The following is a 13,560-nucleotide window of genomic DNA, read 5'->3' on the forward strand; positions in this document are numbered from 1 at the left end:
GTGATAGTGAATTCTCTGGCACAGTGCGCAGCGTTATGCGCCAGCGCTGATGAGCACGGCATGAATCAGCAAATGAAACTGAAAACGCACCACAAAGAAGCACCGGCAAAAAATATTTGCAGGAACCGCGACAAAAAGAAGCAAAGGGTCTAGAGTCACAAGACTGCGCCACAAGAGGCTCGCAATGCAGCTGATTTGCGGGTGCGCAACAGCGATGGCCGACATGGCAGCAATTAGCCTGTCGGCACGCGACGAATTATCGGCCTGCCTGGCCAACCCCGGCCCGATGTTGTTATCGGGCTTTTTATTGCCTGCGATTCAGGCTCAGGCCAGCGCCTTGAGCACGGCATCGATGCACTGCAGGACTTCAGGCTCCCCCCTCTCCGCCCAGTACACCGCGATCATCTGCGGGTCGGCTTCGACCTTGAAGACATCAGCCGGTAGTGTGCGGAAATGGCTCAGCAGCTTCTCGTCTTCGCAGACTTCGCGCCAGCGATTGAGCCAAACGCCTGGCTCGATCTGCCAATACGCCCAGGCATCGGCATGCGACCCCAGACGCGGGCGATGGTACTGCGCGCAAGGGCTGGGCGGCTCCTTGGCGAGCCAGTGCGGCCACTCCTGCGGCGTCAATTGCATGCCCATGCCCATGCGCCGCGCTTCCATGCGCAGCGCCATCCTGCCGTTCTGATGACGCGAAGGACGCAACCAGACCAGTGGACTCAACATGACACAAATGATTGACAGGATTATCCAGACCGTCATATTTCTTGCCCCCGGTCTCTCGTCAGACCTTTCATAACATTTTTGAAAACAGTGACTTGCACAAGAAGCCGCTCTGGGGTCTGCCCAGATGCGCACGAAAGCGCCATACTCCCAGCATCGCAATTCTCCCGGAGGACACCTTCATGCCGTATAAACACGTTCTGGTTGCCATTGACCTCACCGATGAGTGTGACCCGGTCATCCGCCGCGCCAGCATGCTGGCAAAAACCAGCGGCGCGAAGTTGTCGATCGTGCACATCGTCGAGCCCATGGCCATGGCCTTCGGTGGCGACGTACCGATGGACCTTTCGCAACTGCAACAGCAGCAGTTCGATCAGGCCAAGGAAAAACTCAAGCAAGTGCAGGCCAAATACAAGGACCTGGAAGTTGACGAAGGCGAAAGCCATCTGGTCTACGGTCAGCCACGTCAGGAAATCCATCAACTGGCCAAGAACCAGGGCTGCGACGTAATCGTGGTCGGCAGCCATGGTCGTCACGGCCTGGCATTGCTGCTTGGCTCCACTGCCAACGATGTCGTGCATGGTGCGCCGTGCGATGTGCTGGCGGTACGCCTCAAGAAGCCTGAATGACCTGATGCGGCAATAGCAAAAAGCCCGGTCACCCGGGCTTTTTTGCATCTCGTCGACGCCGTGAACGATTACTCGTCCAGCTCGGCCCAACGTTCCAGCAGCGTATCCAGTTCAGCCTGGAGGTTTTCCAGCTGCGCCAGTACCGCTGCCGTCTGCTCGGCCGAACGCTGGTAGAAATCCGGCTCGGCCATTTCCGCATTCAGGGCAGCCATCTTCCCTTCCACTTCATCGATCTGTGCCGGCAGGGCTTCCAGCTCGCGCTGATGCTTGTAGCTGAGTTTCTTTTTTGCCACCGGCATGTCCTGCGCAGCTACCGGAGCCGCCTGGACCACTGCGCTGGCCAACTCGGCCTTGCCTGACTTGGTGTCGGCAACGCCCAGCAGACGCGGCGAACCGCCCTGACGCAGCCAGTCCTGATAACCGCCCACATACTCGCGAACCTTGCCTTCACCTTCGAACACCAGGGTACTGGTCACGACGTTGTCGAGGAATGCCCGGTCGTGACTGACCATCAACACAGTGCCCTTGAAGGTCAGCAGCACTTCCTCGAGCAGCTCCAGCGTTTCCACATCGAGGTCGTTGGTCGGTTCGTCGAGCACCAGCAGGTTGGCCGGTTTGCTGAACAGTTTTGCCAGCAACAGACGGGCACGCTCGCCACCGGACAGCGCCTTGACCGGCGTGCGGGCACGCTGCGGGCTGAACAGGAAGTCACCGAGGTAGCTCAGCACATGACGGCTCTGGCCATCGATATCGATGAAATCGCGACCTTCGGCAACGTTGTCGATCACTGTTTTTTCCAGGTCGAGCTGGTGACGCAATTGGTCGAAGTAAGCGACGTCAAGGCGCGTACCGACCTCAACCTTGCCGGCAGTCGGCTGCAGATTGTCGAGCATCAGCTTGAGCAACGTGGTCTTGCCGGTACCGTTGGCACCGAGCAGACCGATACGGTCTTCACGCTGCAGGACCATGGAGAAATCCTTGATCAGGGTCGGCCCGCCCGGATGAGCGAAGCTGACGTTCTCAAGGATCATGACCTGCTTGCCGGATTTCTCGGCAGTGTCCAGCTGAATGTTGGCCTTGCCGGTGCGTTCACGGCGCTCGCTGCGCTCTACCCGCAGCTCTTTCAGCGCGCGCACACGACCTTCGTTACGGGTACGGCGGGCCTTGATGCCCTGACGAATCCACACCTCTTCCTGCGCCAGACGCTTGTCGAAGAGCGCGTTGGCAGTCTCTTCGGCGGCCAGTGCGGCTTCCTTGTGAACCAGGAAGCTGGCGTAATCGCCGTTCCAGTCGATCAAACCACCACGGTCCAGCTCCAGGATGCGGGTGGCGAGGTTTTGCAGGAATGCCCGGTCGTGCGTGATGAACAGCACGGCACCCTGGAAATCCTTGAGGGCTTCTTCAAGCCAGGCGATAGCACCGATGTCCAGGTGGTTGGTCGGTTCGTCGAGCAGCAGCAGATCCGGTTCGGAAACCAGCGCCTGGGCCAGCAGAACGCGACGCCGCCAGCCGCCGGACAATTCGGCGAGAGTCTTGTCGGCAGGCAACTGCAAGCGGCTCAGGGTGCTGTCAACCAGTTGCTGCAGGCGCCAGCCGTCGCGGGCTTCAAGGTCCTGCTGAACATGCATAAGCTTGTTCAGGTCTTCCTCGGTCACGCAGTTCTGTGCCAGATGATGATATTCAGCGAGCAAGGCACCGACGCCGTCCAGCCCCTCGGCTACCACGTCGAACACCGTCCGTTCGTCGGCCACCGGCAATTCCTGGGGCAATTCGCCGATCTTGAGGCCTGGCGCGCGCCAGACAGCGCCTTCGTCGGGCTTCTGAACGCCTTTTACCAGCTTCAACATGCTGGATTTGCCTGTGCCGTTACGGCCGATGATGCACACCCGCTCGCCACGGGCGATCTGCCAGGACACCTTGTCCAATAACGGCATGGCGCCGAAAGCAAGGGACACATCGCTGAATTTGAGCAGGGTCATGAGCTTCTCCAAAAACCGGGCGCGTATTCTACCTGAGATAGCATGCGGATGTCGGGTTTCGTGGCGCCTGTATTGACATCAAGACACCTTTATAACCGCCAATTATTTCTACATGAGTCAAGCTTGTAGGCAATGCTTTCACCAAGAGCTGGCAAAAGGCTAAGCTAGCTGTACTTTTCACCGACTCATCTGCTCGGAAGTCTCATGCGCAGTCGTTTTTTCAGCTTTTTATCGTGCCTGCTCCTCTCCGCCACCGCCGTCCAGACTGCTCATGCGGCAGACCTCAACCAACAACGCAAATATTACGACGAAGCAAAGCGCGCGCTGGCCAAGGGTGATTCAGGCCCTTATCAGATGTACAGCACTGTGCTGGCCGACTATCCTTTGGAGCCGTATCTCGAATACGACGAGCTGACCGCGCGCCTGAAAACAGCGAGCAATGCCGAAATCGAGAGGTTTCTGGCAGAACATGGCGACCTGCCGCAGGCCAACTGGATGAAGCTGCGCTGGTTGCGCTGGCTGGCAGAGCGTGGTGACTGGCAACCCTTCGTCAAGTATTACGACCCGAAGATGAAGTTCGTCGAACTGGACTGCCTGTACGGACAGTACCAGTTGAATAACAACAAGCGCGCCGAAGGCTATGCCAGTGCTGAAAAGCTCTGGATGACCGGCAAGACATTGCCAGCCGCCTGTGACGGGTTCTTCGCCCAGTGGGCGGCAGCTGGCCAATTAACTGAACAGAAACGCTGGCAGCGCGCCAAGCTGGCGGCCCAGGCGAGCAACTACAGCCTGGCCAACACGCTGGTCAACAGCCTCAACTCGCTGGCTCCGCAGGGACGCTTGCTACTGGCTGTCGCGCAAAAGCCGGAACTGGTCAACAACCCTTCGCAGTTCGCCCCGGTAGATGAAGCCATGTCCGACGTGGTCGGTCTCGGCCTGCGCCGTCTGGCCAAACAGGACCCGCAGAAAGCCCTGTCGATGCTGGATGGCTATGCCGCAACCATGCATTTCTCTCGCGAAGAGCAGGTCGAGATTGCCAAGGAAATCGGCCTGACCCTGGCCCGTCGCTACGACGACCGTGCACTTGAAGTCATGACCAAATACGATCCAGAGCTGCGCGACGACACGGTCACCGAGTGGCGTATGCGCCTGCTGCTGCGCCTGGGTCGCTGGGAGGACGCCTACGAGCTGGCGCGCCGACTGCCCAAGGATCTGGCAGCGACCAATCGCTGGCGCTATTGGGAAGCCCGCTCGCTGGAGCTGGCGCAACCGAACAGCCCGCTGATTGCCGCGCTGTACAAGGATGTCGCCAAGGAACGTGACTTCTACGGTTTCCTGGCCGCTGACCGCACCCAGAGCCCATACCAGCTCAATAACAAGCCACTGGTGCTCAGCCAGGCACTGATCAACAAAGTGCGCAACACGCCAGGCGTGCGTCGCGCGCTGGAGTTTCATGATCGCGGCGAAATCGTCAACGGCCGACGCGAGTGGTATCACGTCAGCCGCCTGTTCAATCGTGACGAAATGGTCGCCCAGGCCAAACTGGCCTATGACATGCAGTGGTACTTCCCGGCGATCCGCACCATAAGCCAGGCGCAATACTGGGACGATCTGGATATCCGCTTCCCGATGGCGCATCGCGACACACTGGTACGCGAAGCCAGGGTGCGGGGCCTGCATTCAAGCTGGGTGTTTGCAATTACCCGACAGGAAAGCGCGTTCATGGACGATGCCCGCTCGGGTGTCGGCGCTGCTGGCCTGATGCAATTGATGCCGGCCACCGCCAAGGAAACAGCGCGCAAATACAGCATCCCGCTCGCCTCGCCTCAGCAGATACTGGACCCGGACACCAATATCCAGCTGGGCGCTGCCTACCTGAGCTCGGTACACGCGCAGTTCAACGGCAACCGCGTGCTCGCCTCGGCTGCGTACAACGCAGGCCCCGGCCGTGTGCGGCAGTGGCTGAAGGGCGCCAACCACCTGGCCTTCGATGTCTGGGTAGAAAGCATCCCATTCGACGAAACCCGGCAGTACGTGCAGAACGTGTTGTCTTACTCGGTGATCTACGGCCAGAAGCTCAACTCACCCCAGCCCCTGGTGGACTGGCACGAACGCTTCTTCGACGACCTCTGATCGCTGGTGATACCTGTGAGAGAAAGCATCCAGCCGGGTGCTTTCCCGCAATGAACGGTGCTATTCCAGCACTTCGACCGGCATCCCCACTTCAATCTCTCCTGGCCCGTCATTGACCATGTTCTGGCCGAACATGACGTTGCCCTCTACTTCCCGGTACGTCTTGAGCGTGGCGAAAGGCTCGCGATCCGCACTGCGCTCGCCGGTAGCCGGATCGATAGTGGTCAGAATGCAGCGTGCGCACGCCTTGAGCAGATGGAACTCGATGTCGCCGATACGAATGCGCTTCCAGCCGTCTTCAGCGAAGGCTTCGGCCCCTTCGATCACCAGATTGGGCCTGAAACGCAGCATCTCCATCGGCCTGCCCATGCGCGCGGACAAGTCATCGAGCGAGCCCTGACCAATCAGCAACAGCGGAAAACCATCGGCGAAATTCACCCGCCCCTCATCGTGACCATGGCCGCCAGGCATCCAGCGCGCGCGTTCGACAGGCATGTACACCATGCGCGTGGGCTTGCCGATGAACCGACTGACCCACTCGGCAGCCACCTCACCCGCATCCGGCACTTGCAGGGAATCACGCCAGACCGTCACACCACGCAGACTCGCATCGACATCCAGCGGAACCGCCACATCCAGCGATTCGAAGCCGGGCGCAGAAAGGGTCACGCCGCCACTGGCATTCCACAGCACGGACAACTGCGACATATGTGCAATCGCGCGCTGCGTGAAGAACCGGCCATTACTTGCGTCGACCAGCATCCAGCGTCGATCACCGGCAAGCCCCATAGAGTCAAACGATGCACGTTGCAACGTCTCGGCCTTGCAGGACTTGAGCGGGAAGCGATAGAGCGAGCTGAGACGTAACATGAGGGCCGGTTCCTTGAATGGCGCTATAAGCTTTGATGCAGGCATCAAAGCTTATACGAAGCGGTTCCGGCAGGCATCCTGGATGAGTGGGTCGGGAAGCCTTCAGATGACCATCAGAAGACGTTCGCGCACTACCTCGACCAGCTTGTCGGGCTGGAATTTGGAAAGGAAATTGTCGCAGCCCACTTTCTTGACCATCGATTCGTTAAAACTGCCGGACAACGAGGTGTGCAGCACGATATACAGCGCACGCAGGCGCGGATCGCTACGAATCTCGGTCGTCAAACGATAGCCATCCATTTCCGGCATTTCCGCATCGGTGAAGACCATCAGCAGTTTTTCCTGCACGTTTTCGCCAGCGTCCGCCCAGGCCTTGAGCATGTTCAATGCCTTGAGGCCATCGCTGGCCACATGCAGTTTCAAGCCCAGTTGAGAAAGGGTGTCGCGCAACTGAGCCAGCGCCACCTTGGAGTCGTCAACCAGCAGCACTTCGCGGCCGCGGGCATTTTCCAGCACCGGGTCTTCGAGCTTTTCGCGGGAGACCTTGGCGTTGTAAGGCACGATTTCGGCGAGGACTTTTTCAACGTCGATAATCTCGACCAGTTGATCGTCGACCTTACTGATCGCGGTCAGATAATGCTGGCGACCGGCGCTGGCCGGTGGCGGCATGATCGCGTCCCAGTTCATGTTGACGATGCGATCCACGCCGCCGACCAGGAATGCCTGCACCGAGCGATTGTATTCGGTGACGATGATGGTGCTGCCGGGGCCCGGCACCAGCGGACGCATACCGATGGCCTGCGACAGATCAATCACCGGGAGGGTCTGGCCGCGCAGGTTGACCACGCCGCACACGAACGAGTGACGTTGCGGCATGAGGGTCAGCTTGGGTAGCTGAAGTACTTCCTGGACCTTGAACACGTTGATCGCGAACAATTGCCGACCGGCAAGGCGAAACATGAGAATTTCCAGGCGATTCTCGCCCACCAGCTGTGTGCGTTGATCTACTGTGTCGAGAATGCCTGCCATTTTAGCTCCAGAAGCAATGGTCATGATGAGTCTGTAGAACCTGTATCGGCTGAAAGGGCCGGACCTTAATAGCGATAAAGGCCATGCTCAGGCATTGATATCACTTTAACATCATGCTTTACTTGTGTCGCACTGCCAGCGCACTGCCACGTCTGAAAAATCCTGCACTTCTGACGGAAAAATCCAGCCCGAAGCTGTCCGGATATCAACGAGCCCTAAAAAGTCAATCAGGGATCACCTGATATGATCGACATATGATTGCCACTATCGTGGCTGTATTGCTATTGCCTGAATGGAATTAGCTCCGTGGCATCTTTCCAGTCCGCGCAATAGAACGGCCTCGTAGCACGGCGCCCAGGACCTGCTGAGTCTCAAGCAGACCCTTGAGTGCCTGATGCCGACAACGGTGAAGCAATCGAGTTACTCAGGGCTGCCCGTATGAAACACCCATATTCCCGTTATCTGCAACATTCGGAAATGCCCTACAGACTTTCGTTTGGAATCGACATTAACTGTCTGCCATCCGCCTTGGGCGGAAGTTTGCTATCCATGATCTGTGGAGACAAAGGATGTTGAGCAGCAACGATTGGCAGCACAAACACGACCAGTTCCTGAGTACATCTCAGGCGCTTCTGTACAAGTCCGAAGAATGCCTGGCGCATCTGGAGCTAATCTCCAACGATGAGGATGCCATTGGCTGCCTCGTGACCAGCCTGCGCAAGCTTGCCCAAGAGGCCCAGGCCGCTTCGGTGCCTTGCATTGCCGATTTCTCCAGACAACTGTGCCAGCGCCTGGAGACGGGCAGCCAGCCCCACAAACTCTCTCGGGAAGCATTGTTGACGGTTAAAAACTGCCTGACACTTATTTCATGGCAGGTCGAGTTGCTCGACCCGAACACGGGGGAGTTGAAAATGGACAACGAAGAACAGCACGAACTGCTGGAAAAACTTGCCAGCGTGTCCAGATCGCCTGCCTCTCCTGCAGATGCTACCCGCCAGTAAGCAAGCGCAGCCGCCCTCCCCCTATCGATCATCACGACTGCGTGTCGCTCGGCAAGCTGTCGCAGGGGCGTCATTCGGTGTCCGACAGTTGAACATCGACTAGCGGTATCACTGAGGTAGTATTGCTCCGTACGCTGCCGCCAGTATTGGCGGGAGGCCTCTCGCCAGCATGAGCTGGTCCATTTACACGAAGAGCCTCAATGACCTGCAATCTGTTACTGGTCGATGACCAGGTCCTGATCAGAGCCGGTGTGCGAGCGCTGGTGTCGAACATTCCGGGCTACGCCATCATTGGCGAAACTACCGACTGCGCTCAGTTGACGAGTCTTGCGCAGAGACTCCAGCCTGACATCATCCTGCTCGACATCTGCATGAAAAACGTTGACGGCCTCTGCGTACTGGGGGGACTGCAACAGGCGCATCCACACTGCAAGGTTCTGATTCTTTCGATGTGCAGCGAGCCGGCCATGATCCAGCGTGCGCTGGAAGCAGGTGCTCATGGCTACCTGCTCAAGGACGCCACGGCCGCCGACCTGGAACAGGCTCTGGACGCAGTGCGCAACAACGAACGCTATCTGAGCCCGGCAATTGCTCACATCATGATCGAGCGCACCCACGGTGCCACACAACACGAAAAGCGCCTGGCGTCGAAACAGCGGTACAACCTCACGGCCCGCCAGCTTGAAATCCTGCGCCTGATCGTGCGCGGCAAATCCACCCGGGAGATAGCCAGCGGCCTGGGGCTCAGCATCAAGACTGTCGAAACCCATCGCTCGCAGATCATGAAGCGCTTGCAGATCTACGATGTCGCCGGCCTGGTGCTGTTTTGCGTCCGCGAACGGATCATCAGTCTGGATGATTGAGCAGCGGGGTGCGGCTCAATAACGGTGAATCCAAAGGCAAATGGATGCGTAGCGCGCCCGGACGGGCAACAAAACGCAGGTCTTCACCGGACAACGGCTCGCCGTCGAGATTAATGTCCAGCCCCTGAGCCGACTTGAGTTCTACCCAGGGCAAGCGCGCCCGGATAAACATGTTGTCGATGCCCAGACCACCTTCCAGCAGCCGCCTGAACGTACCGACGACCTCTTGAGGCGCCGGCAGGATGCTGATGTCGAGCAGACCATCATCGGCCAGGGCATTCGGGCAAAGTTCATGGCCGCCACCCGCTTGCCGACCGTTGCCTATACCCAACGCCAGCAGGTCGCCGCGCCAGTGAAAATCAGGACCGGTAAGTTCGCCATGCGCGGCATGCAGCTCACTGAAACGCGTCAGGCCGGTAAACAGATAAGCCGCGCCGCCCAGTACTTTCTTCAGGTCTTCCGAGGTATTGGCGGTGACCTGACTGCCGAAGCCGCCAGTCGCCATGTTCAGGAACAGCTTGCCGCCCACCTCCCCCAGATCAACGGCACTTGGCTCCACATCCATGAGCCGCAGCGCTTGCGATACCTCAAGCGACACACCGGCAGCACGGGCAAAATCGTTGGCGGTGCCTAGCGGCAGAATGGTCAGGCTGGCCTCAGGCTCATTGGCTAGCGCCAGTGCCTCGGCGATGTCACGCAAGGTGCCGTCGCCGCCACCCGCCACGATATGGCGATGCCCGGCGGCCAGCGCTTCGTTGACCAGACGCGCTGCATCACCGCCCTCCCAGGTGACCCTGACGTCCAGCTCCCAGCCTTGTTGGCGCTTGTCGGCGACGGCATCACGCACGTCTTCGTTGACTGACTGCTTGCCGTGAAGAATGAGCATTGCCCTGCGTTGTGTCATGACACCTCCTGATGAACCGTGCAGCTGAAATCCGGTGAGCAATGCTCTTTTCATTGTCTGTCAGCGCCCGACCGCTTTTGCGCGGCGCATGAGTGTGACCCCATCCAGCTGAAAAAAGCCCATCGCCCGAGGAAAATTTTTTCAACCAGCCAAACGGGCTTGAAGCCCCGCTATTGCGATGCCTGACAACGGAGAAATGGGCTAAACGAGGACGTGTGTCAGGAATGAAACACGTTTCGCCGAACATTTTTCGTTGCATGAGCTTTACTGACAACGAAATCACTCGTTTGAGGGCTTTTTTATCCACAAACGATTGAAAAGTCTTAAATAAAATCAGGAAACGGACGACATATACAAAGTGTTATTCACAAAAGACAGTCCCAATTAGCCATCACGTCGACACACCAATGACTACGCTTCAACGAAATCAGCACCACGATTCTTTTCCGACGTTGCGTGCAGACGATCAGAAAGCCTCGGAAGGCAGCTGAAACCGGACGTTTTACAGGGAGTGAAGAAGTTTTATGAGGTTACAGCCGGTTGACAGTCTTTCGCTCACTCGCACCAGCCTGGTCGAGTACTTTCTCTTCGGTATTCGCCTGACCCACGGCATCGCCTGCATGCTCCCTGGGTTGCTGATCATGCTGCTGACCAAGGACAGCAGACCGGAAGCGCCCGAGAGCTACCTGGCGATCATGTTGTTCTTCGGTTTTGTCGGCGTACTGATGTTCCAGGCCATGGGGGTTTATTCCGAAGCCCTGTTCAGCAACGACTTGCGCATGGGAACGATGGCCCTGGCCTGGTCTGCTGCATTCGGCCTGCTGCTGTTCATGCAACAGGCGCTGGGCATGTTCGGCTACCTTTCCAATGAAGAATTGATTATCTGGTACCTGACCAGCCTCGCGTTGTTCGGTGTGACTCGTTTATTGCTGCTGATGCTGTTCAAGCACCAGATGCGCAAGGGCGTGTTCCTGCAACACGCGGTGATTCTGGGCGCAACGGAAAACGGCCAGCGTCTGGCCGAGTACCTGCTTGAGCACCAGGACATTCGCTCGGGCGTGACCGGTTTCATCGATGACCGCATCGGGCGCCTGCCCAAGACCGTCGCCAATCTGCCCATGCTGGGCAACACCAGCGATCTGGAGCGGCTGATTCGCGAAGAGAAAGTCACCCAGGTACTGGTCGCCCTGCCCTGGACGGCGGAAAACCGCATGGACTACATCATTCGCGAGTTGCGCAGGCTGCCGGTGAACGTGCTGCTGGTGCCCGACATGATTGCCTTTCGGCATACCCACAACCGCATCACCGAAGTCGCCAGGCTGCCGATGTTCAATGCCTCGGACGTGCCGCTCAATGGCTGGTCGCCGTTCATCAAGCGGGCCGAGGACATCGTCCTGTCTTCGCTGGCATTGCTGGCGTTATCGCCGGTCATGCTGCTGGTGGCGCTGGCAATCAAACTCGACTCGCAGGGCCCGGTGCTGTTTCGCCAGAAACGCTATGGCTACAACAATCGGCTGATCGAAGTGTTCAAGTTCCGCTCCATGCATCAACACCAGGCCGATGCGACCGCCGAACAACAGACCACACGCGGCGACGCCAGAATCACCCGGGTTGGCCGCTTTATTCGCAAGACCAGCCTGGATGAATTGCCCCAGTTGTTCAACGTGGTCGCCGGCAGCATGTCGATGGTCGGGCCGCGTCCGCATGCGACCGCGACCAAGGCGGCAGGCATTCTGTTCGAACAGGCGGTGAAGGAGTACACGTCGCGCCATCGCGTCAAACCCGGTATCACCGGGCTGGCGCAGATCAATGGCTACCGGGGTGAAACAGACACCGTGGAAAAAATCGAAAAACGCGTCGAGTTCGATCTCGAGTACATCGAAAACTGGTCCGTCTGGTTCGACCTGTACATCCTTATGCGCACTGTTCCGGCAGTGATCTTCACCCGCGAGGCTTACTGATGAGCACCCTCATTCCCTGCATCATCGCCGGTGGCTCCGGCACCCGTCTTTGGCCAGTCTCGCGCGAAGCCATGCCGAAGCCGTTCATGCGTCTTCCGGACGGTGAAAGCCTGTTACAGAAAACCTTCCGGCGCGCAGTCGGCCTGCCTGGCGTCGATCGCCTGCTGACCGTCACCAACCGGGAAGTATATTTCCGCACCGTGGATGACTATCGCCAGCTCAACAAAGGCAAAGCACGTCTGGATTTCATCCTCGAACCCTTCGGGCGCAATACTGCCGCCGCTGTGGCCGCCGCGGCCCTGCACGTCAGCCAGCAATATGGCGAGGATGCGCAATTGCTGGTGTTGCCTGCCGATCATCTGATTACCCACCTCGATGCATTTTCCAGCGCAGTGGCCGCCGCGCAGCAACTGGCCGCCGACGGTTGGCTGGTCACCTTTGGCATCGTGCCAAGCTCGCCGGAAACCGGCTTCGGTTATATAGAGAAAGGTCAGGCGCTCAACGCAGATGGCTGTCAGGTTGCCCGTTTTGTGGAGAAACCTGACGCAGCCACCGCTCAGGCCTGGCTGGATGGCGGACAGCACCTTTGGAATGCCGGGATGTTCTGCATGCGCGCCGACGCCGTGTTGCGCGAATTTAAAACCCATGCCCCTGACGTGTTGAGCGCAGTGCTGGCCTGTCTGGAATCAAGCCAGCGCAAGGAAGGTAATCGCGAACTGCAAATCGAGCTGGACAGCGACGCGTTTGGCCTCGTACCGGACATTTCCATCGATTACGCGCTGATGGAGCGTTCCGGGAAAGTCGCCGTCGTGCCGTGCGACCTCGGCTGGAGCGACATCGGTTCCTGGAAAGCGGTACGTGAACTGACCGCCGCCGATGCGCACGGCAACCAGTGCAATGGCGAAACAGTGCTGCACGATGTCACTAATTGCTACATCGACTCGCCGAAGCGGCTGGTGGGCGCCATAGGTCTCGATAACCTGATCATCATCGACACCCCGGACGCCTTGTTGATCGCGGACGGCGGACGCAGTCAGGACGTAAAAATCATTGCTCAGGAACTCAAGCGTCAAGGGCACGATGCCTATCGTCTGCACCGCACCGTCACTCGGCCCTGGGGCACCTACACCGTGCTCGAAGAAGGCAAGCGGTTCAAGATCAAGAGGATTGTGGTTCGCCCGCAGGCGTCCCTGTCACTGCAGATGCACCATCACCGCAGCGAACACTGGATCGTTGTCAGTGGCATGGCCACGGTGACCAATGGCGAGCGCGAATTCATGCTCGACACCAACGAATCGACGTTCATCAAACCGGGTTTTACCCATCGGCTGGTCAACCCGGGCGTGATCGACCTGGTCATGATCGAAGTCCAGAGCGGCGAGTATCTGGGCGAGGATGACATCGTGCGCTTCACCGACATTTACGGACGTGTACCCGAGCAGGCTGCAAAGCGCTGAGCAGCACCCCG

At 58.5% G+C, this 13,560-nt stretch carries 11 protein-coding genes; 6 read left to right on the forward strand and 5 right to left on the reverse strand.

Annotated features, from left to right (window positions below; genetic code table 11):
- Nucleotides 1-324: 324 nt before the first annotated feature.
- Nucleotides 325-762, reverse strand: coding sequence for a hypothetical protein (locus N018_RS16145; protein ID WP_024644062.1), 438 nt, complete (start codon nucleotides 760-762; stop codon nucleotides 325-327).
- 143 nt (nucleotides 763-905) lie between these two features.
- On the opposite strand from N018_RS16145, the gene N018_RS16150 reads away from it, so the two are divergent.
- Complete coding sequence (locus tag N018_RS16150) at nucleotides 906-1,352, forward strand: universal stress protein (protein WP_024644061.1); 447 nt, start codon at nucleotides 906-908, stop codon at nucleotides 1,350-1,352.
- Between the two features lie 68 nt (nucleotides 1,353-1,420).
- On the opposite strand, the gene N018_RS16155 is transcribed toward N018_RS16150, so the two are convergent.
- The gene (locus tag N018_RS16155) at nucleotides 1,421-3,331 is read right to left on the reverse strand and encodes an ATP-binding cassette domain-containing protein (RefSeq protein WP_024644060.1); all 1,911 of its coding nucleotides are present in this window, start codon (nucleotides 3,329-3,331) and stop codon (nucleotides 1,421-1,423) included.
- 204 nt (nucleotides 3,332-3,535) lie between these two features.
- On the opposite strand from N018_RS16155, the gene N018_RS16160 reads away from it, so the two are divergent.
- Complete coding sequence (locus N018_RS16160) at nucleotides 3,536-5,464, forward strand: transglycosylase SLT domain-containing protein (protein WP_024644059.1); 1,929 nt, start codon at nucleotides 3,536-3,538, stop codon at nucleotides 5,462-5,464.
- 60 nt (nucleotides 5,465-5,524) lie between these two features.
- Here the strand turns inward: N018_RS16160 and N018_RS16165 are convergent, their stop codons facing one another.
- Nucleotides 5,525-6,334: an MOSC domain-containing protein gene (locus N018_RS16165; protein WP_025390205.1), complete on the reverse strand. Its 810-nt coding sequence runs from the start codon at nucleotides 6,332-6,334 to the stop codon at nucleotides 5,525-5,527.
- Nucleotides 6,335-6,436: 102 nt separating this feature from the next.
- Nucleotides 6,437-7,363: a chemotaxis protein CheV gene (locus N018_RS16170; RefSeq protein WP_024644057.1), complete on the reverse strand. Its 927-nt coding sequence runs from the start codon at nucleotides 7,361-7,363 to the stop codon at nucleotides 6,437-6,439.
- 569 nt (nucleotides 7,364-7,932) lie between these two features.
- On the opposite strand from N018_RS16170, the gene N018_RS16175 reads away from it, so the two are divergent.
- The gene (locus tag N018_RS16175) at nucleotides 7,933-8,364 is read left to right on the forward strand and encodes a hypothetical protein (RefSeq protein ID WP_025390206.1); all 432 of its coding nucleotides are present in this window, start codon (nucleotides 7,933-7,935) and stop codon (nucleotides 8,362-8,364) included.
- A gap of 200 nt (nucleotides 8,365-8,564) precedes the next feature.
- A complete protein-coding gene (locus tag N018_RS16180) occupies nucleotides 8,565-9,227 on the forward strand; it encodes a response regulator (protein WP_025390207.1) in 663 nt (220 codons plus the stop codon).
- Here N018_RS16180 and yegS read toward each other — a convergent pair.
- A complete protein-coding gene (yegS, locus tag N018_RS16185) occupies nucleotides 9,211-10,131 on the reverse strand; it encodes a lipid kinase YegS (protein WP_024644054.1) in 921 nt (306 codons plus the stop codon). The two genes, N018_RS16180 and yegS, sit on opposite strands and share 17 nt — an antisense overlap.
- Nucleotides 10,132-10,655: 524 nt before the next feature.
- Here yegS and N018_RS16190 point away from each other — a divergent pair.
- On the forward strand, nucleotides 10,656-12,092 hold the full coding sequence (locus N018_RS16190; protein WP_024644053.1) for an undecaprenyl-phosphate glucose phosphotransferase: 1,437 nt from the start codon (nucleotides 10,656-10,658) through the stop codon (nucleotides 12,090-12,092).
- Nucleotides 12,092-13,549, forward strand: coding sequence for a mannose-1-phosphate guanylyltransferase/mannose-6-phosphate isomerase (locus N018_RS16195; protein WP_024644052.1), 1,458 nt, complete (start codon nucleotides 12,092-12,094; stop codon nucleotides 13,547-13,549). Before N018_RS16190 ends, N018_RS16195 begins: the two co-directional genes overlap by 1 nt.
- The last annotated feature ends 11 nt before the right edge of the window (nucleotides 13,550-13,560 follow it).

Origin of the sequence: Pseudomonas syringae CC1557, assembly GCF_000452705.1 — a bacterium.
Lineage (GTDB): Bacteria > Pseudomonadota > Gammaproteobacteria > Pseudomonadales > Pseudomonadaceae > Aquipseudomonas > Aquipseudomonas syringae_F.

Coding starts and splice junctions, on each gene's coding strand:
- yegS (WP_024644054.1), bottom strand. CDS start 10,131: ATGACACAACGCAGGGCAATGCTCATTCTTCACGGCAAGCAGTCAGTC.
- N018_RS16155 (WP_024644060.1), bottom strand. CDS start 3,331: ATGACCCTGCTCAAATTCAGCGATGTGTCCCTTGCTTTCGGCGCCATG.
- N018_RS16175 (WP_025390206.1), top strand. CDS start 7,933: ATGTTGAGCAGCAACGATTGGCAGCACAAACACGACCAGTTCCTGAGT.
- N018_RS16180 (WP_025390207.1), top strand. CDS start 8,565: ATGACCTGCAATCTGTTACTGGTCGATGACCAGGTCCTGATCAGAGCC.
- N018_RS16150 (WP_024644061.1), top strand. CDS start 906: ATGCCGTATAAACACGTTCTGGTTGCCATTGACCTCACCGATGAGTGT.
- N018_RS16145 (WP_024644062.1), bottom strand. CDS start 762: ATGACGGTCTGGATAATCCTGTCAATCATTTGTGTCATGTTGAGTCCA.
- N018_RS16160 (WP_024644059.1), top strand. CDS start 3,536: ATGCGCAGTCGTTTTTTCAGCTTTTTATCGTGCCTGCTCCTCTCCGCC.
- N018_RS16195 (WP_024644052.1), top strand. CDS start 12,092: ATGAGCACCCTCATTCCCTGCATCATCGCCGGTGGCTCCGGCACCCGT.
- N018_RS16190 (WP_024644053.1), top strand. CDS start 10,656: ATGAGGTTACAGCCGGTTGACAGTCTTTCGCTCACTCGCACCAGCCTG.
- N018_RS16165 (WP_025390205.1), bottom strand. CDS start 6,334: ATGTTACGTCTCAGCTCGCTCTATCGCTTCCCGCTCAAGTCCTGCAAG.
- N018_RS16170 (WP_024644057.1), bottom strand. CDS start 7,363: ATGGCAGGCATTCTCGACACAGTAGATCAACGCACACAGCTGGTGGGC.